This is a genomic window from Thalassotalea marina, from assembly GCF_014656435.1.
Taxonomy (GTDB): Bacteria; Pseudomonadota; Gammaproteobacteria; order Enterobacterales; family Alteromonadaceae; genus Thalassotalea_C; species Thalassotalea_C marina.
Window position 1 is genome coordinate 26,143 of record NZ_BNCK01000003.1, and the last position, 26,601, is coordinate 52,743.

At 40.2% G+C, this 26,601-nt stretch carries 21 protein-coding genes and 5 tRNA genes; 2 read left to right on the forward strand and 24 right to left on the reverse strand.

Annotated elements, in window-relative coordinates; all coding sequences use genetic code 11:
- The 4 genes from rplK to IE199_RS06575 form a co-directional block, all read right to left on the reverse strand.
- Entirely contained in the window at window positions 1–429 is a 429-nt protein-coding gene (rplK, locus tag IE199_RS06560; protein WP_189768443.1) for a 50S ribosomal protein L11, read from the reverse strand.
- Between the two features lie 204 nt (window positions 430–633).
- Window positions 634–1,197 carry a transcription termination/antitermination protein NusG gene (nusG, locus tag IE199_RS06565; RefSeq protein WP_189768445.1) on the reverse strand — a complete coding sequence of 188 codons (564 nt, stop codon included), beginning with the start codon at window positions 1,195–1,197 and terminating at the stop codon, window positions 634–636.
- Window positions 1,198–1,199: 2 nt separating this feature from the next.
- Window positions 1,200–1,580 carry a preprotein translocase subunit SecE gene (gene secE, locus IE199_RS06570; protein WP_189768447.1) on the reverse strand — a complete coding sequence of 127 codons (381 nt, stop codon included), beginning with the start codon at window positions 1,578–1,580 and terminating at the stop codon, window positions 1,200–1,202.
- 84 nt (window positions 1,581–1,664) lie between these two features.
- Window positions 1,665–1,741, reverse strand: a tRNA-Trp gene (locus tag IE199_RS06575).
- 357 nt (window positions 1,742–2,098) lie between these two features.
- Here IE199_RS06575 and IE199_RS06580 point away from each other — a divergent pair.
- Window positions 2,099–2,728, forward strand: a complete 630-nt coding sequence (locus IE199_RS06580; RefSeq protein WP_189768449.1) for a YiaD family glycine zipper/OmpA-like lipoprotein — start codon at window positions 2,099–2,101, stop codon at window positions 2,726–2,728.
- 836 nt (window positions 2,729–3,564) lie between these two features.
- On the opposite strand, the gene tuf is transcribed toward IE199_RS06580, so the two are convergent.
- From tuf to argC, 17 genes are all read right to left on the reverse strand, one after another.
- Complete coding sequence (gene tuf / locus IE199_RS06585) at window positions 3,565–4,749, reverse strand: elongation factor Tu (protein ID WP_189768426.1); 1,185 nt, start codon at window positions 4,747–4,749, stop codon at window positions 3,565–3,567.
- Between the two features lie 75 nt (window positions 4,750–4,824).
- Window positions 4,825–4,900 (reverse strand) — tRNA-Thr (locus IE199_RS06590).
- A gap of 18 nt (window positions 4,901–4,918) precedes the next feature.
- Window positions 4,919–4,993, reverse strand: a tRNA-Gly gene (locus tag IE199_RS06595).
- Window positions 4,994–5,024: 31 nt separating this feature from the next.
- Window positions 5,025–5,109: transfer RNA gene (locus IE199_RS06600), tRNA-Tyr, on the reverse strand.
- 29 nt (window positions 5,110–5,138) lie between these two features.
- A tRNA-Thr gene (locus IE199_RS06605) sits at window positions 5,139–5,214 on the reverse strand.
- A gap of 117 nt (window positions 5,215–5,331) precedes the next feature.
- Window positions 5,332–6,063, reverse strand: a complete 732-nt coding sequence (locus tag IE199_RS06610) for a type III pantothenate kinase (RefSeq protein ID WP_189768450.1) — start codon at window positions 6,061–6,063, stop codon at window positions 5,332–5,334.
- Complete coding sequence (gene birA / locus IE199_RS06615; protein WP_189768453.1) at window positions 6,060–7,037, reverse strand: bifunctional biotin--[acetyl-CoA-carboxylase] ligase/biotin operon repressor BirA; 978 nt, start codon at window positions 7,035–7,037, stop codon at window positions 6,060–6,062. The genes IE199_RS06610 and birA overlap by 4 nt, the downstream gene beginning before the upstream one ends.
- The gene (gene murB, locus IE199_RS06620) at window positions 7,022–8,065 is read right to left on the reverse strand and encodes a UDP-N-acetylmuramate dehydrogenase (protein ID WP_189768455.1); all 1,044 of its coding nucleotides are present in this window, start codon (window positions 8,063–8,065) and stop codon (window positions 7,022–7,024) included. The genes birA and murB overlap by 16 nt, the downstream gene beginning before the upstream one ends.
- A 54-nt stretch (window positions 8,066–8,119) precedes the next feature.
- Window positions 8,120–10,255, reverse strand: coding sequence for a GumC family protein (locus IE199_RS06625; protein WP_189768457.1), 2,136 nt, complete (start codon window positions 10,253–10,255; stop codon window positions 8,120–8,122).
- 20 nt (window positions 10,256–10,275) lie between these two features.
- Entirely contained in the window at window positions 10,276–10,791 is a 516-nt protein-coding gene (locus IE199_RS06630; protein WP_229854576.1) for a polysaccharide biosynthesis/export family protein, read from the reverse strand.
- A gap of 12 nt (window positions 10,792–10,803) precedes the next feature.
- A complete protein-coding gene (locus IE199_RS06635) occupies window positions 10,804–11,982 on the reverse strand; it encodes a DUF5777 family beta-barrel protein (protein ID WP_189768459.1) in 1,179 nt (392 codons plus the stop codon).
- Between the two features lie 193 nt (window positions 11,983–12,175).
- Window positions 12,176–13,492: an amino-acid N-acetyltransferase gene (argA, locus tag IE199_RS06640; protein ID WP_189768461.1), complete on the reverse strand. Its 1,317-nt coding sequence runs from the start codon at window positions 13,490–13,492 to the stop codon at window positions 12,176–12,178.
- A 4-nt stretch (window positions 13,493–13,496) separates the two neighbouring features.
- A complete protein-coding gene (gene argH / locus IE199_RS06645) occupies window positions 13,497–15,431 on the reverse strand; it encodes an argininosuccinate lyase (protein WP_189768463.1) in 1,935 nt (644 codons plus the stop codon).
- A gap of 11 nt (window positions 15,432–15,442) precedes the next feature.
- A complete protein-coding gene (locus tag IE199_RS06650; protein ID WP_189768464.1) occupies window positions 15,443–16,672 on the reverse strand; it encodes an argininosuccinate synthase in 1,230 nt (409 codons plus the stop codon).
- 35 nt (window positions 16,673–16,707) lie between these two features.
- Complete coding sequence (locus tag IE199_RS06655; protein WP_229854578.1) at window positions 16,708–17,634, reverse strand: ornithine carbamoyltransferase; 927 nt, start codon at window positions 17,632–17,634, stop codon at window positions 16,708–16,710.
- Between the two features lie 31 nt (window positions 17,635–17,665).
- Complete coding sequence (gene argB / locus IE199_RS06660; RefSeq protein WP_189768466.1) at window positions 17,666–18,448, reverse strand: acetylglutamate kinase; 783 nt, start codon at window positions 18,446–18,448, stop codon at window positions 17,666–17,668.
- Complete coding sequence (argC, locus tag IE199_RS06665) at window positions 18,441–19,481, reverse strand: N-acetyl-gamma-glutamyl-phosphate reductase (protein ID WP_189768468.1); 1,041 nt, start codon at window positions 19,479–19,481, stop codon at window positions 18,441–18,443. The genes argB and argC overlap by 8 nt, the downstream gene beginning before the upstream one ends.
- Before the next feature lie 241 nt (window positions 19,482–19,722).
- Between argC and argE the strand changes: the two genes are divergently transcribed.
- Window positions 19,723–20,910, forward strand: a complete 1,188-nt coding sequence (gene argE / locus IE199_RS06670; protein WP_373304773.1) for an acetylornithine deacetylase — start codon at window positions 19,723–19,725, stop codon at window positions 20,908–20,910.
- A 389-nt stretch (window positions 20,911–21,299) separates the two neighbouring features.
- On the opposite strand, the gene IE199_RS06675 is transcribed toward argE, so the two are convergent.
- The 3 genes from IE199_RS06675 to metB all read right to left on the reverse strand — a co-directional run bounded on the left by IE199_RS06675 (window position 21,300) and on the right by metB (window position 26,518).
- Complete coding sequence (locus tag IE199_RS06675; RefSeq protein ID WP_189768470.1) at window positions 21,300–22,757, reverse strand: KOW domain-containing RNA-binding protein; 1,458 nt, start codon at window positions 22,755–22,757, stop codon at window positions 21,300–21,302.
- A 133-nt stretch (window positions 22,758–22,890) separates the two neighbouring features.
- Window positions 22,891–25,377 (reverse strand): bifunctional aspartate kinase/homoserine dehydrogenase II, encoded by a 2,487-nt coding sequence (gene metL, locus IE199_RS06680; RefSeq protein WP_229854579.1) that lies wholly within the window; start codon window positions 25,375–25,377, stop codon window positions 22,891–22,893.
- A complete protein-coding gene (gene metB / locus IE199_RS06685; protein WP_189768472.1) occupies window positions 25,361–26,518 on the reverse strand; it encodes a cystathionine gamma-synthase in 1,158 nt (385 codons plus the stop codon). Before metB ends, metL begins: the two co-directional genes overlap by 17 nt.
- Between the last annotated feature and the right edge of the window lie 83 nt (window positions 26,519–26,601).

Sequence of the window (26,601 nt, forward strand, 5' to 3'; positions counted from 1 at the left end):
TTAGTCCTCTACCACTAAACCCATTGCACGAGCAGAACCCGCGATTGTACGTACTGCAGCGTCCATAGAACCTGCTGTTAAGTCTGGTTCTTTCATCTTAACGATTTCTTCAAGTTGAGCACGTGTAACAGTACCAACTTTTTCAGTGTTAGGACGACCTGAACCTGACTTGATACCAGCCGCTTTCTTAAGTAAGTAAGAAGCAGGTGGAGTTTTTGTTTCGAACGTAAAAGAACGGTCACTGTATACAGTAATAACTACTGGAACTGGAGCGCCTTTTTCAAGAGAATCTGTTTTTGCGTTGAACGCTTTACAGAATTCCATGATGTTTACACCGTGTTGACCTAGTGCAGGACCAACTGGTGGTGAAGGGTTTGCTGCACCAGCAGCAACTTGTAGCTTGATTAAAGCTTCGACTTTTTTAGCCATCTTTAATTACCTTACATTATGGGTAGTATCGCTAGTTCTTACGAACACGACGCCTTAACTATATTTAGATAAGGGTTAGCTCCCCGTGGATTAAAATTTCGCGTTTTTATCGCCAATAAATATCAGCACAAATAAAAACGGCAGCGGATTATAAATTAATCAACACTGCCGTTTCAAGATCTTTTTTAAATTGGGTAAATTTAATTAGTTACCCTTTTCTACTTGACCAAATTCAAGGTCTACTGGTGTAGAACGACCAAAGATAAGTACCGAAACTTTAATGCGGTTCTTCTCGTAATCTAATTCTTCAACTACACCGTTAAAGTCAGCAAATGGACCTTCGATAACACGAACCACTTCACCCACTTCAAATAACGTTTTCGGTTTAGGTGCATCACTATCTTCTAGACGCTGTAGAATACGATCAGCTTCTTTTTTAGTGATAGGCATTGGGCGGTCAGATGTACCACCAATAAAACCAAGTACACGAGGAACACTTTTCACTAAATGCCACGCTTCTTCATCCATCGCCATTTCTACTAATACATAGCCTGGGAAGAATTTACGTGCCGATTTGCGTTTTTGTCCTGCACGCATTTCAACAACTTCTTCTGTTGGTACAAGAATTTGTCCAAATTTGTCTTGTAAGCCATGAATTTCAATATGTTCAAGTAACGTTTTTTGAACACGACCTTCGTAACCAGAAAACGCCTGTACAACGTACCAACGAAGCTTTGGCTTGTTTTCAGTTAAAGTATCTTCAGACATAATTACACCTGTAAGCCGGTAATGAAGCCAACTACTTCAAATAAGATTGAATCAAGACCCCAAAGTAAAAGTGACATAATTAATGTAGCCACTAATACAATACCAGTTGTTTGCACGGCTTCTTGACGTGTTGGCCAAACAACTTTACGAGTTTCGGTACGTGCTTCTTTAGCAAAAGTAATAAACGTTTTACCTTTTTCTGTTTGTGCAGCAATTAAGCCAGCTACAGCAACTGCTACAACCACGGCAACAGCACGAACTAAAACAGATTGGTCACCAAAATAATAGTTGCCAAATACTGCACCAGCCAATAAAACGAAGACTAGGACCCATTTTAATGAATCTAGAGAACCACCTTGTGGGGCTTCTGTACTTGCATTCATAATTCTACCTGTTAAATATTTAATCCATGCTCTTATGACAACATAAGACTGAACAGAATCTTTTCAAGACTCAATTCTAAAATTTGGCAGGGGTAGAGAGATTCGAACTCCCAACCGTCGGTTTTGGAGACCGCTGTTCTACCAATTGGAACTATACCCCTTTAATTTTCAACCAAAATTAGGTTGCACTTGTCGGGTGATTCTTAGTTTGTTTGGGAAAATTAAGACTAACACGAGAAGTGAGGGGCTATTATACTGAGTCAATTCATATACTCAAGGTAATTTTTCATCCATTGGGCATTAAACTAATGTTCTCGTTAATTTAGTCAAAAATCGTACAATTTAAAAACACCCTACGTTCAGCATCAATTAAGCCTGATTTGATAGATTTTGTTTCAACAGCTACACATTTTTATAGACAAACATTAAGATGAAGCTGCTTTTAATCGCATTTGGTGATTTTGCAGTACATAAAAATGCCGTACCAATGCCATTACAAATAAAAGGTAACTATTATTATGCTCGCTAAAAAATTTATTATTCCTGTTATTTCACTTTCATTAATTACAACAGGTTGTGCATCAACCAACGCTGAAAAAGGCGCTGCTATCGGTGCGGTCGCAGGCGCAGTGCTAGGAAAATCAACAGGTAATCACAAAGATAAGCGACTAGTTTGGGGCGCAGCCATTGGCGCTCTAGCAGGTGCTGCCATTGGTGATTATATGGATAAACAAGAAGCTGAGTTTAGGGATGAACTTTCAGGATCAGGTATCGATGTTGTCCGCGAAGGCGACAATATCCGCCTCGTCATGCCTTCGAACATCACTTTTGCAACAAATCAGTCATATATTTCAACAGGGTTTCATGCAACTTTAAACGATATTGCTAAAGTGTTAACCAAATACGATAAAACGCTATTGAGTATTGAAGGACACACAGACAACACAGGTTCTGATAATTACAACCAAGAGTTATCACTTAAACGCGCTAACAGTGTAAAAAGCTATTTAGTACAACAAAGCATTATTGAGTCTCGCTTGAAAGTAACAGGTTACGGTGAAAGTATGCCAATCGTTGCTAACGATACAGCGCAAAATCGCGCATTAAATCGCCGCGTAGAAATTCAAATTATTCCTAATCGCGCTTAAAAAAAGCCAAGGTTGTTATTAAGCAAGCAGCCAATAGGCTGCTTTTTCAATAAGAGTTGATACAACACCTGCACCTATTTTTTACTACCACCAAACGTAAAAAGCCGCACAAGCAAAAAGAGCAGCCAATGGCTGCTCTTTTTAGGTTTTAGTGTAAAAAATTATCGATTACTCGATGCTTTTCTTGAGGCAAAAACTGATACAACACCTGCTCCTACTTTTAATAAGTCCAAACGAAAAAAAGGCCGCTTACGCGACCTTTTTCTAAGATAGGTGCTTATCTAACTTATCGATTACCCTATGCTTTTCTTGAGGTAAGAGCTGATACAACACCTGCGACTACTTTTAATAAGTCCAAACGTAAAAAAGGCCGCTTGCGCGACCTTTTTCTTGGATACATGGGTATCTAAATTATCGATTACTCGATGCTTTTCTTGAGGCAAGAGCTGATACAACACCAGCACCTACTGTACCACTCTAACTGCGTGCCAGAGGCACTTGTGAAAATTACTAAAAATAGTCCATTGGGACTATTTTCTTAACGTATTTGATATTTCAGGCTTCCTGCCTTACACCCTATGGGCCAAACTAACGTTTGTTCAACATTGTTCCTGACAATGTTGTCATCACGGAACACCGTGAAGCTGGTCGCACATACAAAAAGAGCAGCCATTGGCTGCTCTTTTTAGGTTTTAGTGTTAAAAACTATCGATTACTTGATGCTTTTCTTGAGGCAAGAGCTGATACACACCTGTACCTACTTTTAATAAGTCCAAACGTAAAAAAGGCCGCTTGCGCGACCTTTTTCTAGGTTAGATATTTATCTAAATTATCGATTACTCGATGATTTTTGATACAACACCAGCACCTACTGTACGACCACCTTCACGGATAGCGAAACGTAAACCTTCGTCCATCGCGATTGGGTTGATTAGCTCTACAACAAACTTTAAGTTGTCGCCTGGCATTACCATTTCTACACCTTCAGGAAGCTCTACAGCACCTGTGATGTCAGTTGTACGGAAGTAGAACTGTGGACGGTAGCCTTTGAAGAATGGCGTGTGACGACCACCTTCATCTTTTGTTAATACATAAACTTCTGATTCGAACTTAGTGTGTGGCTTGATTGAACCAGGCTTACATAGTACTTGACCACGTTGTACTTCATCACGCTTAGTACCACGTAATAATACACCACAGTTCTCACCTGCACGACCTTCGTCTAGAAGCTTACGGAACATCTCTACACCAGTACATGTTGTAGTCGTTGTATCTTTGATACCTACGATTTCTACATCATCACCTACTTTGATGATACCACGCTCTACACGACCTGTTACTACTGTACCACGACCTTGGATTGAGAATACGTCTTCAATTGGAAGAATGAAGTCACCATCAATCGCACGCTCTGGCTCTGGAATGTAAGTATCTAATTGCTCTGCAAGTTCTAATACTTTTGCTTCCCACTGAGCTTCGCCGTTTAACGCGCCTAAAGCTGAACCTTGGATGATTGGTAAGTCATCACCTGGGAAATCGTATTCAGAAAGAAGTTCACGTACTTCCATCTCTACTAATTCTAATAACTCTTCGTCATCTACCATGTCGCATTTGTTTAAGAATACGATGATGTAAGGTACACCTACCTGACGAGAAAGAAGGATGTGCTCACGTGTTTGTGGCATTGGGCCGTCTGTCGCCGCTACTACTAAGATAGCGCCGTCCATTTGGGCTGCACCTGTGATCATGTTTTTAACATAATCCGCGTGACCTGGACAGTCTACGTGCGCGTAGTGACGGTCTGCTGTGTCATACTCAATGTGAGAAGTATTGATCGTGATACCACGCTCACGCTCTTCTGGTGCGTTATCGATTTGTGCGAAATCGCGTACTTCACCACCGTGAGTTTTAGTTAATACTGCTGAGATAGCAGCAGTTAGAGTTGTTTTACCGTGGTCAACGTGACCGATAGTACCAACGTTAACGTGCGGTTTCGAACGTTCAAATTTTTCTTTAGCCACTTTTAAATACCTCTAGGCAGTTTATAAGCTATAAATTTAAGTAAATAGGATAAGTGAGAGAAGTCGATGTAGAAGTGGTGCTGATAGGCAGATTTGAACTGCCGACCTCACCCTTACCAAGGGTGCGCTCTACCAACTGAGCTATATCAGCACACGAGTTTACAAAGATTGGAGCGGGTGGCGGGAATCGAACCCGCATCATCAGCTTGGAAGGCTGAGGTAATAGCCATTATACGACACCCGCAGGTATTCAATCAGAATATCCCTGCAAAATATGGTGGAGGGAGGTGGATTCGAACCACCGAAGGCGGAGCCGTCAGATTTACAGTCTGATCCCTTTGGCCACTCGGGAACCCCTCCAAATTCTTTTCTCTTGAAAAGAGCGTTAATGGTGCCGACTGCCGGAATCGAACTGGCGACCTACTGATTACAAGTCAGTTGCTCTACCAACTGAGCTAAGTCGGCACTACATTAAGTGGTGCGAATTCTAGAGTAATGTTTTGCCCCTTGCAACAGAAAAAATGAAAAAAATGCATGTTTTTTTCCGTTTGCTGTTTTTTTATCCGACAATCGTGAACAAACTCAGCAATATTGCTGCATTCCGATGAAAATAAGCGCATTTATTAGACGAGATTTAACCGAAAGTAGCGATTGAATTTGTTGTGCATCTCCACCTGTTAGCACAATGACTAATTCGCCTCCTTGCTCAGCTGCAAATCCAGTGGCTAGGTTAATGGCTTGTTTAATGCCACCGATAGTTGCAGCATGCACACCTTGATTAACCGCTAACGTTGTGTTGTTAGCAAACATAAGCGATTGAATAGCTTGTTCATCACCTTTTACTTTTTCTGTTTTTCCATAAAGTGCGTTACGCATGAGTTGCAAGCCAGGTAAGATCCATCCCCCCTGGTGCACACCTTCTGCATTAATAAAGTCAACTGTTGTCGCAGTACCCGCGTCTATTACAAGTAGATGTTTATTGGTAAAACTGTGTTTTGCACCTAACATGGCAAGCCAGCGATCAACCCCTAGTTTTTCTGGCTCAGCATAGCTATTAACTAAACCATTAAAACTTGGTTGGCTTTTTAACATTTGCACAGGCACTTTGACGTCATTGAACAATGAAACAAGTTGCTCGACCATAATAGATTGGCCAACTGCAGCTATTATTACCTTTTTTATTTGGCACAACACTTCTTGAGTTAACAAATAGTGCAAATCATCTTTTTCAAGGTATTTGACCTCTGACAACTGACCTTTATTATCAAAAGCATATTTAATTCGTGTATTACCTACGTCTATCAATAGCTTCATTGCACACCTCTAAGCGATACTTCACCACCATAGATTGGCTTTATTTGGCCGTCTTGTTCCAATAAAAGTGCACCTTGACTGTTGATACCACGACAAGTGCCTAGAGTCTGTTTTTCGCCAGTAATTAATTTTACGGGTTTGTTCATGAAGACATCACGCTGATGCCAATCGTTTAGCATGGCATTCATGCCTTCTGTTGCATGTTGTCTAAGTCGATTGCGCAAACAATTTATAATAACTGCCACTAATTCATTTCTGTCTATTGGCTCTTTTACATGACTTTGTAAGTCTGTCCATGGCTGTGTAATATCTTCAGCGACATCCATCGGCATTTTAACGTTTAATCCAATGCCAATAATACAGTGGCACGGTTCCATGGCTTGCCCTTCAAGCTCAATTAAAATGCCCGCAAGTTTTACACCATTGATATAAATGTCATTTGGCCATTTAAGTTCTACATCAATATTATATAAGCAGTGGATAGCATCACTTACCGCTAACGCAGTTACCATGCTTAATCCCATAGCAGCGGACATGCCTTGCTCCAAATGCCAATACATCGACATATAGATATGTGAGCCAAAAGGAGAGACCCATTGGCGACCTCTTCGACCACGACCAGCCTGTTGTGATTCCGCAATACAAACTTGACCAACCTTCACTTGGTTTGGAATTCGCCTTAGCAAATAACTATTTGTTGAATCAATGGTGAAATGTACGTCAACCTTTGTATCTAACCAGTCGGCATCAAGGTGTTTAACAATATCTACTTTATTTAACAATGATATAGCTGCCGACAACTTGTATCCCTTGCCAGTAACACTAAAAATATCTAGCCCTAATTCGGTTAAATGCTTCACGTGTTTTGATACCGCGGCTCGGCTTATCCCCAGTGCTTCGCCTAAAGCTTGACCAGAAATAAACTGCCCATCAGCTAATGCTTTAATAATTTCTGATCTTATTGATTTAGACACGTTTGACTCGCTTTATCTATATCCGTTAACCCATGCTGATCAACAAAACGTACTTCTGGCTCAAGTAGTACATTAAATTTTTTGTGTACTTCAGTTCTAATTTTATTAGCCAAGGCAATAATATCTTTACCATTAGCTTGACCTAAATTCACAAGCACCAAAGCTTGTTGTTGATGAACGCCGGCTTCACCAAATCGAATTCCTTTAAAACCGGCTTGGTCGATAAGCCAACCTGCGGCTAATTTTTTAAAGCCTGACGCTGCAGGGTAACTCGGCATATTCGGGTTCAGTTGGATCAGTTGTTCAAAAACGCTATGCGATACTATCGGGTTTTTAAAGAAGCTCCCTGCATTTGGGATGTCATCGGGGTTGGGTAGTTTACTTTGTCTAATAGCGATAACCTGCTGATACACCTGTTCTGCACTAACATCAGCTGGCAATTGATTTAATCCAGCGTAACCTAGCTTAGCAACAAATTGTGTTGATAGTTTTAAGGTAACAGCAGTAATAGCTCCCTTACCTTTTAATTGGCGTTTGAAAATACTGTCGCGATACGCCAGCTGACACTCAGCTGCGGCCATTTCTTTCACATCGAACGTAGTAAAATCAAACCATTGAACACTATATAATACGTCAGACAGTTCAACGCCATAAGCACCAATGTTTTGCACCGGAGCAGCGCCTACAGATCCGGGAATTAATGCCAAGTTTTCCAGCCCGTGATAGCCTTGATCTTTACAAAAAGTGACTAACTCATGCCAATTTTCACCGCAGCCAACCGTTATAAAAACATTGTCGCCATCGTGTCTAATAGATTTTCCCATTAACTTTGGCTTAATCAACACTGGCGTTTGATCTTCTGTAAACAAGGTATTGCTGCCTTCACCTAAAAGATAAAATGGCGCATCTAAATCGCGGATAATCTCTTTAAGATCTGCAATAGATTCAGGCAAATATAAGGCTGGGCATTTTGCATTAATTGCCAAAGTATTTAATTGGCGCGTTTCGCTAGATTGTGCAGGTATCATGGATAAACGGTAGAGAAATTTTGACTAGTGTAATCAAAAAAGCCATTGCACGCACTATCCGTGTTTTCGTATAGGTAATTTAATAATGTTTGCTTTGTCAGCGTAATATTTATTGTGGTATTTATCAGTATCGATATTTTCGCTTTGATTTATCACTACTCCCTGTACTGGAGCGCCAGCTTGGCGTAGCAATCGTAAACCTGAGGAGATTTGATCCCGTTTGGTTTTACCGCCATGTACGATATAAAGCACACTATCAACGTTGCGCGAAATGATGACCGCATCGCTCACGGCGTTGACAGGGGGCGTTTCAATGATAATTCTATCGTAAAAATTGCCAAATACATTGAGCAACATGCTAAATCGTTTCATTGATAAAAATGCCAATGGGTTTGCCGGTGTTATTCCTGAGGTTAATACATCCAATTTGAGCTGCGTGTCTCTAAAAATACACTCATTGATTTGATGGGTCTTAGCTAATAAGTTTGAAAGTCCCGGTCGATACATATCTAACTTTAAACTTTTATACAGCGTTGGGTGACGCATGTCCGCTTCAATAAGTAGTACTTTTTCCATTTCACTAAACGAACGAGCTAACTGTAATGCAACGGTCGACTTACCTTCATTGGGCACAGATGAAGTAATTGCGATAACTTTAGGCGGCTTAGTTTCGTTATCAAATAGAATAGAGGTCCTTAATGTGCGTACCGCCTCTAAAAATCGGTTGTCTTGATAATAAGTTTTCTCTTGGCTTTTTGCCGGATTTGCTTTGAATTTGGGTAAAACAGCTAAAATTGGAGCTTCATGAAAGTTATCCAATTTGCGTCGAGAGTTTAGCGTATCCATTAATAGCTCTCGCATAATGACAACCACAGAACAAGCTGCTAACGCCATGATAAAACTAACCATCACGATCAATGTTCGGTTTGGTGCAAAGCGCGTTTTAGGCTGTTCGGCCTTATCAATAAAACGTACATAAAAGTTCGCTTTATAATTTCCCATTGCATCCGCTTCTTTTAATCTTACTAAATAATTGCTGTATAACTCTTGGTTAGTTTTAACTTCACGCTCTAGTTGTGAGAATTTATTTTGTAATCGTGTCAGGCGTAGATAATCTTGTTTTGCATCGGCCAAGCGAACACGCGTCGCTTTTTCCTTTTTGACAACATTAAGATAGTCCTTTTCTACGGATGTCACTATTGTCGCGATAGTATCGTCGACATTATCGCGGATTGAGTCTAATTCTGCTTGAGCGGCTATTCTTTTGGGGTGTTTTGGGCCGTAGCGTTTTGATAATTCATATAGTTTACGCTCCGCTTTTTCTTCATTTAACTTCAGCTGCCGATATGCAGGTTTTTCACTTATTTCTTGTAGTTCTTTAAGACGTGCTAAATTGTTTTTATGTTGCTGGATGTATTGATAAGTAACTTTTAAATCATCTTGTTGTTTTTTTGCTTTGATAGCTTCAGAGGTTAGCTCGGTAAGCTCTGAAGAAACTAAGCCTGCCACCCCTTGGATATCAACAAGACCTTGCTCTTCTCGATATTGCTGTAATGCTAATTCCGAGGCTTCTAGCTTTTTCCCTAACTCTGCTAATTGGTCGACTAGCCATTGCGAAGTTGATTCTTTGGATGCGCTGTGTATTTCATCCTGATATTGCAGATAAGTAAAACCTATTTGGTTAGCCACTTCTTTTGCTAATTCAGGTGAGTAGGAAATAAAAGAGATTTTCACCAACTCTGTGCCTGCTATAGGCGTTATGATTAACCGCCGTTGAAACGCGGTGATCACTTGCCCAATACTAGGTGACGAATCTGACTTGCCCCAATTGCCTAATAACGGGATTTTGTTATTGAACTTCCCACTGTTGAACTCGTCATGCTCTATTAAGTTCAAACGTGTGATAACCCGCTCGGCAAACTTTCTAGATTTTAATAACTCGTATTGAGTTTGTATCTGTTCATGACTTGCACTTGCTTCATTAAATGCATCATTAATTGATAGCGTCTTTTTAGGTTTATTACTGCCAATTTGCAAAATTGCCGTTGCCTGATATGACGGTTTGAGCAAGGTAATATAAAAAGCGACAATAAAAGTGATCAACAAAGTGAAAAACAAAATTTTCCAACGACGAGTCCAAAGCGGCCTTAGTATTTCTTTTAATGCTACCTCTTCTTGGTTTATGGTCATTGGATTTACGTCACGTGTTGTCAAAAGAAACTTTGCTCTATTTTAATCATGTCATCGGGTAGCACTAACGTTGAGACATTCCCCTGAATAGTCGTCGTTTTACCATCAATAATTCTTATAATTTTCCAATCATTATTTGACGCTCTTGCGGCAAGTCCTCCTGCTAAGGCTATTGCCTTGTCTAAGGTTAAGTCCTCTTGATAAGGGTAGCCACCGGGCCTTTTGACTTGGCCATGTATAAAAAACGGACGATACTCAACAACAGACACCGCCACCTGAGGGTCAACCAAATAGTCTCCAAGCAACCCCTTGGTGATCACACCTTCAAGCTGTTTTGGTGTTAAACCTATTACTTGAAGGTCTTCCAAAAATGGGTAAGTGATCAGCCCAGTTTTATCTATTTTCACCCGTGTCGTTAAATCTGGCTCGCCATAAACCGTTATTTCAATTTTATCACCAGGTCCTAGATTATATTGGTCAGCCATAACAATATGAGGACAAGCAACTAACATAAATAAAACAACAATTCGAATCACGTTAAATTAACCTCACAAACTGACCTTTACACCAAAAGATATATTTTCTCGTTGATGCTCTAAATACTCTTGAGAGGCAGACAAGTCTCGATATTGATAACCTAAGTAAAAGCGCGTACGACTGTTTAATTGATACGCCAGTTTTGCATCAACATTGAGATAATCTTCCGAGGTTTGCTGTTGTTCAAAAAACACTTCTTGTTGCACAACACCTGCACTGGCTTCAACACTAAACCTATCATTAAATTGCTTTGATAAAGTAAATTGATGAGTGTCAACCAATCGGTAACTGTTTACTAAACGATTAGCTTCGGCGAAATCACGGCTAGAATTAAAGGAGAAGGATGCTGAAGATAACGGCTGCCAGCGCCAACTAATTCGCCATTTGGCACTGCTATCGTCGGCAAACAATGACTCTTGAAAAGAAACTTTTTGATACCCTACCAAAACATCAAACTGATTGATTGAAGATAATGCCCACTTCACCCCCAGTAACGCTGTACTTTTATCTTTGTCGTAAAAAGGTTGATGTTTAAATCGCACTTGCTCTAACGATAAATCTGTCGCTATGTAAGTAGTTGTCCCATATAAATAATCAAATGTTAGGCGAGCAGTGTTGCTTTTTTGATCTAATATTCTCGATTGAGAACGTCTCGTTTCATATTGTTGAGATTGATGACCCAGTTCAAATGACAGTTTAGCGATAGAGTCATCACTGCCATATCTATAACCAATAACACCACTATGAGTTTGTCTTTCGTCCAACTCATTTATAGCAAGCGAATTGCCAATGGACAGCCCGGTTCCTCGTTGCTCAAATTGTGTTTTCCAGTGTAAGTTAACATAAACACCCTGATTAACTGACCATTTGTATTGATATCTAGGTGATAGATCAATGTCAGTATGATCGTCTTGTGAATAGTCTTTAAAACTTACATGGCGAGCATTGGCAGTAAAAACAAGCTGTTGTTGCCGAGTTTGCATTTGGAAATGCATTGCTGGAGAAATTTGCCAAAACTGGTTGGTCTGCTCATTTGTTGGCGTAAGTAAATAGTTGTCGGTAACACCATAACTGGTATCAAGCGAAAAATTCAGCTCATTAGCTGCTCTTTCAACATCGCCTTGTTGTGCATGCACATTGAGCGATAGCACCAATATACTCATGGCGACCGCTTGCGTAAATTTGTTCATTATCTAGCTGCTTTTAAATTATTATTTTTTAGCTTAAATCGAATCGATTAATAACCATCGGGCGGTTATATCCTAAATCAAAAGGTAGAAATTTTAGTCCGACGGTATATGTAACGCACAAATGTTACACAAATTTTACACATTCGCCAACCAGCATAGCGATAAAAAAACCGCCAGATGGCGGTTTTTTACGTTAAATTAACTTGACAAAAACTTGGGATTTTCGCTGATAGTTATACATTTGCTTCTTACCTTCGGGCAGATTTTCCAAACCTTGCTCAGTAAATCCTTGCTCCCGAAACCAGTGGCCGCTTACGGTTGTTAGTACAAACAATGCATTAAGGCCAATGCTTTTAGCCTTCTCTGTCAGCTCATCCATTAGACGTTCACCACGATTTCCTTTTCGGTAATCCGGGTGAATCGCTACGCAGGCGATTTCTCCCATTTTGGCTTCTTCATATGGATATAAAGCTGCACAAGCAATAATTGCGTCTTCTTTTTTAAGTACGACAAAACGGTCAATTTCTACTTCCAACAGCTCTCTAGATCGTTTAACTAATATACCTTCTTGTTCAAGGGGCGCTATCAACTCCAAAATGCCACCAACATCATCTATGGTCGCAGTAGACAGTTGTTCTTTGTGATCTTTAGCGATTAGTGTCCCTGCACCATCACGGGTAAACAATTCTTGCAATAATGCGGTATCGCTTTGATAACTGATACAGTGACAACGCTCAACACCGTTTTCACCACATTGAATGATCGCTTTTAATAACTGCTGTCGAATATAGCAGTTGTTCTCATTGACCAACTCTTTTACTCGTCTAACACTGCAGCTTTTGATCAATTGCCCTTGTTGATCCGTTAACCCCTGCTCTTCCGTAAAAGTAATTAACTTATCTGCTTGCAATGCTATCGCTGTTTGCGTTGCAACGTCTTCTAACGCCAAATTAAATACTTCACCAGTAGGTGAATAACCGATAGGTGACAATAGTACGATAGAGCCATAATCAAGCTGACGTTTTATACTTTCGGCATCTATTCTTCGCACAGAGCCCGTATATTTAAAATCAACACCATCTCTAACACCTATTGGTTTAGCAATAACAAAATTGCCACTACTGACTCGAATTTGTGAACCATGCATAGGTGAATTCACTAATCCCATGGTGAGTAACGCTTCAATTTGCAAACGCATTGACCCTGTGGCGTCTTTAACTGCCACTAAGGTATCTGCGTCAGTAATCCTGACATGATTTTCGATTGCTTGCTCAATACCGCGCCTTGCCATACGGTCTTCAATTTGTGGTCTTGCGCCATGCACGACCACCAATTTCATGCCTAAGCTTCGCATTAAAGCAATATCGTGAATAATATTAGCAAAGTTAGGGTGAGCAACAGCTTCACCACCAAACATCAATACGATGGTTTTACCTCGATGAGCATTGATATAAGGTGCTGCATTTCTAAACCACTTTACGTAGTTTTGATCGTCAGTTGATTGCATCATCTGTTTATCTCTGCCCTACAATATATTCCATTGCCACTTCATCATCAGGGTTTTTGTGCGGACTTGGTTCACTGTCTTCAATAATGTTGTCCGCTAAAGAAGATTTATCAATGACCTTAAAACCTAACTTGTCAAAATACTTTGGAATATAAGTTAAAACAATGATGTGTTCTAATTCCATTTGGTGAGCAAATTCTAACAAATATTGTACAAGCGCTTTACCTTGTCCTTCACCATGTACTGACTGTTCAACCACAACCGACCTAATTTCAGCCAAACCTGTTTGGTAGATATACAAACAAGCAGTACCTACTAGCTGACCATCAATTTCAGCCACTACAAAGCTTTGAATATCATGAATAATATTGTCACGTGAACGAGGTAGAATCTCGCCTTTATCTGCCCAAAAGTTTACCAAGCGATCAATACCATCAACATCAGACATTTTAGCTCTACGTACCGACATTGCTGCAGCACGCTGAGCATTTAAGCGCTGTTTAACCTGCTTTAAAGCGACATTAATTTGCTGTTTACCTGGCGCACCAACCACTTGTTCATTGAGAATATCTGCTTTACCTAACTCTAAAGAAGCTAATGCTTTTTCGACTTGAGAGCGTGATGTACCACCCAATGCTTCACGCTTATCTAAGGTCGACTCTATCGATAAATGTTGATAAACATCTTGCTCAATCTGGTCACTAAAAGTTTGCAACTGCGCTAAGGTTAGATCTTCTAAAGGTACACCTTTATCTATGGCAGCGAGTACCACTTCACCAACAATGTGATGCGCCTCACGAAACGGGATATTTTTACCGACAAGATAATCGGCAAGCTCTGTTGCATTGGCGTAACCTTGCTGTGCTGCAGCTAAGGTTCGGGTGCGATTCACTTTCAGGCCGTCAGCAACTAAAGTTGCCATTTCCATGCACTCAAGCCAAGTATCCATAGCATCAAACAAGCCTTCTTTGTCTTCTTGCATATCTTTATTATAAGCAAGTGCCAAGGCTTTCATTGTAGTCAACATACCGGTTAATGAACCAAAAACACGGCCAGCTTTTCCACGGATCAATTCACATGCATCAGGGTTTTTCTTTTGTGGCATTAATGACGAACCAGAACTGACAAGGTCACTCATTTCAACAAAGCCGGCTTCACCCGAGTTATAGAAAATCAGATCTTCTGCAAAACGAGATAAATGCATCATAGAAATACTTGCTGCGGCCAACAGTTCTATTACATGGTCACGATCTGACACCGCATCTAAACTATTCATGGTTGCAGTACGAAAGCCTAAACGGTGGGCTAATGCATTGCGATCAATAGGATAAGCGGTACCGGCAAGCGCACCTGACCCTAACGGCGACACATCCAACCGATATAAAGCGTCTTTCAATCGTCCAATATCACGATTAAACATTTCAACGTAAGCTAAACACCAGTGACCAAAGGTCACTGGCTGTGCACGTTGCAGATGGGTATAGCCTGGCAACACGGTATTTTTTTCACGTTCCGCCAAGTTCATCATTGCCTGTTGCAAGTTGACCAAGGCAAACAATAAATCACCGCCCATTTCTTTACACCAAAGCTTAAGATCAGTGGCAACTTGATCATTACGAGAACGGCCTGTGTGTAATTTTTTACCTAGATCACCTGTTTTCTCAATTAATTGCAGCTCTACCCAACTATGAATATCTTCTGCGTCAGACGCTAGAATTTGTTTTGGGTTTTGTTCAACCGATTGTTTTAAATCATTCAACGCCGCTGTTAACTGTGTTACTTCTTGCTCAGTCAATACACCGACTTCGTGAATTGCCTGTGCCCAAGCAATTGAGCCAACGATATCTTGCACCGCCATACGATAATCAACCGGTAAAGAGTCGTTAAACTTTTTAAACTGTACACTTGCCTTTTCTTTAAAGCGGCCGCCCCATAATGCCATGTGAAATACCCTTATGACTTGTCTTGTTGTGAAAGTGCTGTGATTCTGCTTGATAAACTAAACAAGCGGATAAAGCCTTCTGCATGTTTTTGATCATAAACATCATCAGCACCAAAGGTAGCAAACGCTTCTGAGTATAAGCTATTAGGTGAACGACGTTGGGTAACTGTTGCTGTACCTTTATATAACTTAACTACAACATCTCCTGTCATCTTTTCAGCAAACGATGCAGCTGCAGCTAACTGCGCTTTGGCAAGTGGTGTAAACCAGCGGCCATCGTAGATAACATGAGAAAATTCTAGACCAACAGATTCACGGAATTTAAGTGACTCTTTATCTAAAATTAAACTTTCCAAGCCTTTATATGCAGCCATTAATACAGTGCCGCCTGGAGTTTCATAACAGCCTCTTGACTTCATACCTACTAGACGATTTTCCACGATATCAATACGACCAACACCATGTGCTGCTGCTTTATCATTGAGATACATTAACGATTGGTATGGTGAAAGCGCTTTACCATCTACGGCAACCAATTCACCATTTGCAAAGCTAAGCTCAACTGTTTGTGGTGTATCCGGCGCATCCATTGGGTCAACAGTCATCGTCCATACTTCTTTTGACGGCTCACACCAAGGATCTTCAAGTTCACCACCTTCATGTGAAATGTGCCACGCATTAGCATCACGTGAATAAATTTTTGTTAGTGATGCCGCACATGGAATATTGCGCTCTGCTAAGTAATCAAGTAGGTCTTCACGCGATACCATATCCCATTCACGCCACGGCGCAATAACCGTTAGTTGTGGAGCTAAAGCAGCAAAACAAGACTCAAAACGTACTTGATCGTTACCTTTGCCGGTACAGCCATGACATACGGCATCTGCCCCTACTTTTAATGCCACTTCAACATGCGCTTTGGCAATCACTGGACGTGCCATTGAGGTACCTAATAGGTATTGCCCCTCATAAACAGCACCAGTTTTTAAAATAGGGAAGATATACTCTTTAACAAATTCTTCCTTTAAATCGACGACATGGCATTCAGAAGCGCCAGAAGCAATGGCTTTTTCTTTTATGCCATTAAGTTCTTCTTCGCCTTGTCCAACGTCAGCGCAAAAAGCGACAACTTCACAGCCGTCATAATTTTCTTTTAACCATGGAATAATCGCTGATGTATCTAGACCACCTGAATATGCTAATACTACTTTTTTAATCTGTTTTTTTGCTGCTAAAGCCATTGTTTGTTACCTATAAATAATCTGTTTTAAAAGGGTTACGATGCTAATGCGTCAACTAAAACGGCACATTGCGCCCACATTCTGTTTTCTGCCTGTTTGAAGACTATTGACTTGCTTTCGTCATCAAACAAAGCGGTTGTAATTTCTTCCTCAAGATGAGCTGGTTGACAATGCATGACATAACTAGCCTGCGTTTTTTCCATCAATGAGTGGTTCACTTGAAATGGTGCAAATTTGGCAAGTAACTGAGCTTTATCTTGTTCACCTTCATTGCCCATTGACACCCAAGTATCAGTGTAAATAACGTCTTGTTGGCCAATTGCAGTAACATCTGAAGTTAAACTAAAGTTTGTACCTGTTTGCAGGGCAATTGTTTGCACTTTATCTATCATCTGTTGTGACGGGCCATGCCCCTCTGGACAAACTAACGTAAAATTAACACCTAGCGTTGCTGCGGTGATCATCAATGAATTCGACACATTATTGCCATCACCCACATAAGCTAGATTTAATCCATTAAGCACATCAAAATGCTCTGCTAATGTGACAAAATCAGCTAAGGATTGACATGGGTGATACAAATCACATAAGGCATTTACTACCGGTACTGAAGCATGTTCTGCCAATTGATCTATTGATTGGTGAGAAAAAACTCTAGCAACAATCGCATCGGCATAGCACGATAAGTTTTTTGCGTAATCTGACACGCGTTCACGCTCACCAAGTTTTCCGTTTTGTTGCCCTAAATATAGTGCATGTCCACCGAGTTTATTGATGCCCATATCAAAACTGACATGTGTTCTTAATGATGGTTTTTCAAAAATCATGGCTATCGACTTTCCAGATAAAGCGTTTGCATAATTTTCAGTATTTTTTTTAATATCGATTGCTTGAGCAATCAAATGTTCTATCTCTGATTTCGTTAATAAATCATCAGCAACAAAGTGTTTAGCTGTCATCATTCAATTCCTATCGTAAAGTATCTAAAGAGGTTTAATTCGCTTCAATGCGGGTACCGATTGCTTGGCCAGCCAGTAAATGCATTATTTGTTCTGGCTGTTGCCAACTGGCAACCGCGATACTTCGTCGTAATTGATTGGCAGCATGCAGAGCAGCTTTAACTTTAGCGGTCATTCCACCAGCAATAACCCCTTGTTCTATCAGTTGGTCGGCTTCATTTGCGTCAAGTGTTGATAAATAATCACCATTAGCACCTTTGACGCCATTAACGTCGGTTAAAAGTAAAAGTTCAGCATTTAACAACTGACAAATTGAAACTGCTGCGTCATCTGCATTTACGTTGACTAACTGCCCCGACTTAAGCGCTCCAATTGAAGAAATAATGGGTAAAAAGCCACCATTTAATAAGCCATCTAATAATTTGCTACAGTGCGGATAGGGTTCGCCAACACAACCGAGATCCAATTCAGATAAGCGACAGGCAACCATATCACCATCAGTTAATGACAAACCAACAGCAGGAATGTTAAGTGCGTTAGCACTAGCGACTATCGATTTGTTTACTTGACCCGCTAACACACCTGCAATGATCGGCATTTGTTCTTTCGGCGTGACACGTAATCCATGTTTTTTTTCTGTACTAAAACCCGCATTCGCCAACATATCGTCAACGACACAGCCTCCGCCATGAATCAACACCATATGGCGGTGTTTCACTTGCGCCATAACCGTCAGTAACTTTTGTAGTGCGCCGTGTGTTTCTAAAATAGCACCGCCAATTTTTATGACTAAGGGTTTTAATTTTGCTTTATCCATTACCTAACTCCGAAGCTGTGGTAGGTAATAAGGCATAATGACTCGGTAAACCTAAGCTGATGTTAGCGCATTGTATTGCCTGAGACGCCGCGCCTTTCAGTAGATTATCGATGGCACAACTGACTACAAGCACCTGTTTTTCTTCGTCAAACTGCCAATGAATATCAGCAAAAGGTGTATAGGCAACATTATCAATTTTTGGCCAATCCGCACTTATTCTAACTAGTGGCGTATCTTGATACGCAGTATTAAAAGCGTTATCTATATCTGCGACAGTTACGCCTGATTTTAACGTCAGAGTTACAGTACTTAGTAGCCCACGTTTATACGGTGCCAAATGTGGATTGAAAATCACTTGAGCTTGAGCTTCTTGACTAATTTCCGGTTGATGTCTGTGTTGCAAAATGTTGTAGGGTGTCAGGCTTACCTCATTAAAACTCGTGGCCATGCTCAGCTTTTTACCTGCACCACTAACACCACTAATACCATTAACAACGATCAAACTGTTTTCGGCATGTAGCTGATTATTAGTGATAGGTTTTAACGCTAGTAAACTCGCCGTTGGGTAACAACCTGGGACTGCAACTAGCTTAGCTGTTGCGATTTGCTGACGTTGCCATTCAGCTAACCCATAAACCGCTTGATTGATTAAGTCGTTGTTTGGATGTTCAAATCCATAATATTGTGGATAGTCTTGTGGCTGATTTAGACGAAAACCACCAGAGAGATCAAAAACCTTAATGCCATGCTGTAAAAAATGAGATGCCCACTGAGCACTATATTCATGTGGGGTCGCAAAAAAAACCGCATCTAGGCTATCTTTCACTTGCTCTAGCCAATGAGAAGAAAAAGCGATAAGCGGAAGGTCACAGATGCCTTGATATCTAGGATGAAGTTGCGAGAAGGATTTGCCAGCTGACGTTGAGCCTTCCGAAACAACAAGGTACTCGAGTGACAATTTATCATGGCGACTAAGTAAAAAAACTAACTCAGCCCCTACATAACCACTTGCACCAATAACCGCCACTTTCATAAACACCCACCATAAAATGCATTTTTATTCACAGCTAAATATTAAAACACTCATTTAATTCATTTAGCTTGCAAGAAATAATCAACAATAAAAATCTAGCACCAACAAACACAAGCAGCCATATAAAACAAAAGTTTTAAACAAAGTTTAAAAAAACCATAATTTTTATATAGCCAAGTGATTGACGCTTATTTAAACTAGAAGCGCATTCTATTTTAATATGGGTAGATATGCAACCATTATGAATTTCTACCCGCAAAAACACAATGAGATTAAATATATGGTAAACATTCCTAACTTTTCTCAAGTATTACAGGAACTTATTTCAACCCCCTCTATCAGTTCAACACTTGAAAGTTGGGATCAAGGTAATCTACCTATTATCGAAAAACTCGCTGCATGGTTTGAATCTTTAGGTTTTCATATAGAAATTCAATCCGTTCCACATGCCAGAAATAAATATAACCTATTGGCAACTTTGGGCTCTGGTACTGGTGGGTTACTACTTGCAGGACACAGTGATACCGTACCTTATGATGAAAATAAGTGGCAAACTGATCCCTTTAAAATACAAGAAAAAGACAACAAGTTTTTTGGACTTGGTACTTGTGATATGAAAGGATTTTTTGCTTTTGTTTTACATGCGTGCAAACAAATAGAGCGCGACAAAATAAAAAAACCGCTTTACGTATTAGCCACGGCGGATGAAGAAACCACTATGGCTGGTGCTCGTTTTTTTGCCGATGAAAACAAAATAACACCTGATGTTGCTATTATTGGCGAACCGACAAATTTAGTACCTGTGGTAATGCACAAAGGACATATGTCACATCGAATCACGGTTGAGGGGCAATCTGGCCATTCAAGTAAACCTGATTATGGGGTTAATGCCATAGAAATTATGCATGGTGTTATCGGCGCATTATTGGAACTAAAACAAAAGTTGTTTAGTCATTATCAAAATAATGCATTTGATGTAGCAGGACCAACGTTAAACTTAGGTGCGATTCAAGGTGGTGACAATGCAAATAGAATTTGTGGACACTGCCACTTAGATATAGATATGAGAGCACTGCCAGGTATGACTGATGCAGAGCTTATTTTATTACTTTCTGAAGCACTAAAACCTGTCGCAACCAAATACCCTGGCCGAGTCACTTTTGATGAACTTCACCCAAGCTCACCAAGTTTTGAGCAAGATGCTAAAGATGATTTTGTAGTGCTTGCAGAAAAAGTAAGTGGTCATGCATGTTGTGCGGTCAACTACGCAACAGAAGCCCCATTTATTCAACATTTAGGCTGTAAAACCATTGTCATGGGGCCGGGCTCCATTGCACAAGCACACCAACCTAATGAATATTTGGCACTTTCTGAAATAGATAAAACGAATAAGCTACTGCAAACCATGATCCAACATTATTGCTTTTAAGGTTTAGCTAATTCCAATAACCGATAAAAGCAAAAAGCCGCAGCAAAAGTAATTTGCAATGCGGCTTCCCACACAAAAACCATCAATAGGTTAAATGGCCACTAATCACTCATTTAGATATGCAGTTAGTATCATTTAAACAACCAATGGTTTTTGGGATTATTGTCACATTAGACAAATAAGTCTGGTAAAAATCGCAGCCAAAGTGTCGTAGAAACAAAGCCCCCACCTTGCTATAACACACCTGAAAAGCGATGTTTAGTACCCATTAAAACTTCCTAATGACACTTCAATCCGAAACACAATATAGGCAGGAGTTTGATTATTAAGGCTGGAAAAACATTAAATATATGTTGTATCTGAGTGTCTAGATAGGAAGATAGATCAGGTTAAGAAGTTTTATTCCAAAGCTTTTGGTGATTACGCATGCCAAAATAGTCATTAGCGTGCCAGCACCGAGGCAACAAATCTAACTTTTTACGCTCTTGGTAATTTGAGGCAAGTTTTTCTAAAATTTCGTTTAATCGATCTTTACTGATCGTAGCAAACTCCTTTGCGGTATCGGTATTATAAAGGTTTATACCATCTTTAATAACAATGTCCTGCCCATGAGCAATAAAGGTTAAACCGCGTGTCGCCATCCGGCAAACTGGGTGTTTAGGATTTTCAGGATACAACTGTGTAACAATGGCATACTCATAGTGCTCACCTTTTTTTCCGTCTGAATCTGTCGGAATGTAAGTAACACCATAGCCCTGTGGGAAATCTCCGGTAATTTGTCGAAGTGTATCTACAGCAACTTGGCAAATAGTACCTCGCTCAGCATTCTGATTCAGTGCCTGATACACCTTAGGTAATAATTTATAGTTGTAGCTTGATTTGGTTGATAGAATTATCGACGCATATATCTGCGGCACTTTTAAAACGTTACCTATCCCTTGCTTAGGCGAGATTGCATTTTTAAGCAGATGTTTGATAAACACTAATTTTCGATGTTCCGAAACATTAAACTTATCGCGATCCGCTTTGGAGTTGCCAATGTATAAGGGGACTCCAATACCATCAACTAAAAACTTAATAGTTTCTCGGTAATTAACTTGTAGTAGCGCTTTACGCTCCTCAACTTTCAGCGTTCTAAAAGGGTCTAATGTACCGTCAGGGCCACAGACAATTTTTTGCGCTTCGGGATGAAAATGCCCAATGTCTTGAATAAGCGATGCCATTAAAAAAGGAATTTTTATGTCTTCTATAAGAGACTTATATTTTTCTTTGTCTAACGATTTAAGATCTTGAAACTGTTCGCTATCAACACCTTCAAGCACCTGTTGTACGTATTGATCTTGAACACAAACCTCATTAGCTATGAAAAGCTGATCAAGTAATCTTAAGCTTAATACCGCTTTGTACAATGGTTTTGAACGTTCATTGGCTTCTGCTACTCGCTTACCCTCAGTTGGACTCAGTAGCTGAATAGTGCCTAATAGCTGCGCAGATTTGCGAACACTGTCTTTAAAAGTACTTCCTTCACATAAATCAATAATGTCTTTACACAATGTGTATAAAAACTTATGCCGCTCGTTACTTTCAAGTTTTAACTCTTGTTTAAAATCTCGATAATCGCGCTCAATCTTTTCTATGTGACGTTTTACGTTATCATCGTCTTTTTGTGTTTCAAGCTCAACGATACGCTGTTGTAATTTATCTAGTTTATTTTGATTAAAAGGCTGATTTTCATAAAAAGAAATTGCCCGTTCAAGCAATGAATCTTTTAAAACACTTCTTCCATAAACTTTATTTAGTATGGTTTTAACTTGGGAGGTGAAGTGCGAATCTATTTTTGCAGCCATATTTTGTTAATAAAAAGGTATGTAAAGGAGCTTCAATAGCCCGAGCCAATAATTGACATCGGGCCATCAGGTTAATTTAGTATTTAACGGTAAAATAGTTGCGAATTTTTCTAATAAATATTTAACGGTTAAACTACTCTAGTCCCTTTATTTTAACTACCGCTTGCTTATTTGCCAAATTTTGGCACACAGTAACGAGATCTGAGTGCAAGCCACCGGCTGTTACATCGCGTCCAGCACCTGGTCCTCTGATAATAAGTGGATTTTCTTGATACCAAAGACTTCGAATTTGGAAAATGTTGTCGCAAGGGGTAATCGTTGCAAATGCGTCATTTTTCGATAAACATTCCAACGATACTTTTGCTTTAATCTTACCGTCTTTTACGTTAAAACGGGCGATATAACGAATACAGGCTTGAGACGTTTTTGCCTCGTTCAACTGAGTTGCAAAAAAGTCATCTATTTGGCTAGCATTTGCTAAAAACTCTTCCGTCGTCATCGCTTGTAATTCGTTCGGTACTAAATCTTGCCTTTCAACATCTTCAAGTGATAATTCAAAACCAGCCGCTCTAGCTAAAATAAGCAACTTACGTTGAACATCACGCCCAGATAGATCTTCTCTTGGATCTGGCTCAGTAATGCCCTGTTCAAGCGCATCTAACAATAAGGTGGAAAACGGTACTGAACCATCGTAGGTTTCAAAAAGCCAAGACAATGTACCCGAGAATATGCCTGAGATCTCACAAATTTGGTCACCGCTTTTCAATAAGTCTTGAATTGCATAATTAATTGGTAAGCCAGCACCAACAGTAGTACTGCCTAACCACTGGCTGTTATTTGCTTTAGCTTCAGCTAATAATTCATTGTATTTTGGCGTCGGCGCTGATGCTGCCCACTTATTTGCACAAATTACGTGGATCCCTTCTTTAAAGAATTCCAGATACAACTGACTAAACTTCTCACTAGGCGTGATATCGACAACGATTAATTCATCATACGGATGGCTTTTTAGCCATGATGATAAAAGAGCTTTATCAAAAGATACTGCATGTTGCTCAAAGAGGGAAAGTGCGTGAGATGCATCAATGCCATCGGTGTTAATCAAGGCTTTTTTTGATGTCATCAACCCTACTAAGTGTAAGTTTTCAAGTGCCGGAATTCTTGCCAATTGTTTCGGTAACATTTCCAAGAACTTCACTCCAATGTTACCAAGACCAGCAACAACAAGACCTATATGTTTTGCGTCCTTAGTCATGTCATGATGCACGTTATTAAGCAATTCTACCGAACACGGCTCACTTAAAATGGCTATCACACTGTGACCGCTCCAAGCATCTACTACAGCCAACACCTTTTGATGTCTAAGAGTACGTTTAAACTTAGCTTTCACATTTCCTTGACGGGTCACTTTATGCCCTACGGTGGCCAAAATAGACACTGGGGTAAATGCGACTTCTGTATCATGAGCTGCAAGCCATTGGCTTACTGCTTTTTGCTGCTCTTGACGAATAACAATCAGGCCTTGTGTTTCATCAGCGCATAATGCAGCAAAAGTTTCTCCGGCTTCTCTACCTAAATCACCAATAAAACTTTGAGACTGAGCAAGGATTAAGTCATTCAAATAAGTAACTGAGAGTTCTTGTTTAGCCAATTGACCAAACCGCCCAATTTCGGTACCTGGTACAGAAGGATCAAAACTGCTTGCAACATGTAAATGAGTTTTGCCATCAGCCAATGGCTTTAAGGTATTTGCATGAAGTACAGGGTTGCCCAAACGGCCGAGTTCTTTAGCTACACCATTTGGTAGTCGGTGAAGTTTCCTTGATTGAGGGACAAACCTTGGATCGGCACTGTAAATGCCATCTACATCAGTCCATAAAGTGACTTGGTTGGCGTGACTTATTGCGGCCATAATAGTGGCAGAATAATCACTGCCATTTCGGCCCAGAGTGCGTGTTACACTTTGGCTGTCTCGACAAATATAGCCTGTTACAACAGTTAGATGGTTAGCATGAAGCTTGGCTTCAAAACCAGGACGACTAACAGAATAATCAACATTGTATTCTTGTTCATTGTCGATCACTAAAAAATCACGGGCGTCCATAAAGATTGCCGGACAAACTCGCTCATTAAGCACGGATGACAACAATCTAGCAGACCACAACTCACCAAAAGCTAAAATATCAGCATGATGCGTTTCAGGTTGGTCTGATAACCATGCCTTCATCTGCTTAATATCTTCCGTTAAATAGCTTTGTAAACGTGCAGCACTCGCCGCATTTAACAAACTATTAATTAACTCTGACTGCATGTTTTCTAACTGCGTAATTTTTTCTTCCAACTCAGGAGATTGCTCAATGGCACACTGGAAAATAGCAAACAAAGCGTCTGTTGTTTTACCATTTGCAGATACCACAATAATGTCATTGAGCTGGCAATGTTGGCGAATAATATCAACTACACGTTCAATACATTGAGTAGATGCAAGCGAGCTTCCACCAAATTTATGCACATTGGTAGCGTGTTTAGCTAGTTGGTTATGAGCAACCGTCAGCTGCTCAACTAAGTTATCTTGGGTCATATATTTCTCAATTACTGGCTTTCTACTGCTGACTTGCATTTAGTCCTGTATTTAAATCGGCGATGATATCGTCAATATCTTCAATACCAACGGAAACTCGAACAAGCGATTGGCTTATACCTGCTTCAATTTGGGCTTCAATTTCCATACCTGCATGTGTCATTGTTGATGGGTGGCTTATTAAGCTTTCAACACCACCTAATGACTGCGCCAAAGTAAACAATTGTAGATTATCAAACAATTTAATCACGGCAGCTTCACCGCCTTTTAATTCAAAGCTCATCATCGAACCAAAGTTTGCTTGTTGTTTTTTAGCTATGTCATGTCCTGGGTGATTTTCAAAACCAGGGTAATACACCTTTTCAATTGCTGGATGGGATTGTAAAAATTTCGCTAACTCATCTGCATTTTCTTGATGTTGCTTCATCCGAACAGGTAGGGTTTTAAGCCCCCGTAATGCTAAGTAGCTGTCAAACGCCGAGCCAGTAATGCCAATACAGTTGGCCCACCAAGCTAACTCTTCACCTAGTGCTTGCTCTTTTGTTACCAGAACACCACCAACAACATCACTGTGACCGTTGATAAACTTAGTCGTTGAATGAAAAACAATATCAGCACCAAGTGCTAATGGTTGCTGAAGTATTGGCGAAAGGAAAGTGTTATCGACCGCAACTAATGCACCGACTTGATGGCTGGCTTTAACCACTTTTTCAATATCAACTAAACGCATTAACGGATTGCTAGGCGTTTCAACAAGCACTAGTTTAGGATTTTGTTCTAAAGCTTTGGCAAGTGCTTGCTCGTCGTTTTGATCGACAACTGCCAACTTAAATTGGCCACGCTTTGCTAAATGTGTAAATAAACGATAGCTGCCACCATAACAATCGTGTGGAATAACCACCAAATCATCAGTTGATAACAATTGGCAAATTAAGTGTACCGCTGACATGCCCGTGCTAGTCACTATACCTAAAGCACCGCCTTCTAAGTCGGCAATAGCTTGGGCAAACGTAGCACGAGTTGGGTTACCCGTTCTGGAATAATCAAACTGACGTTTATTGTTAAAACCCTTTAATGCATAGGTACTCGATAAATGAATTGCGGGTATAACAGCACCATGATGTTCATCAGAATTAATCCCAGCTCTAACCGCTGTGGTGGCGAATTTGTTTTTTGTCATGGTACTCAATTTCCTCATCAGTAGGACGAAATCATCAAATAGATGTTTGGACGTCCAAAAGTCTATACGTTTTAAAAAAACGG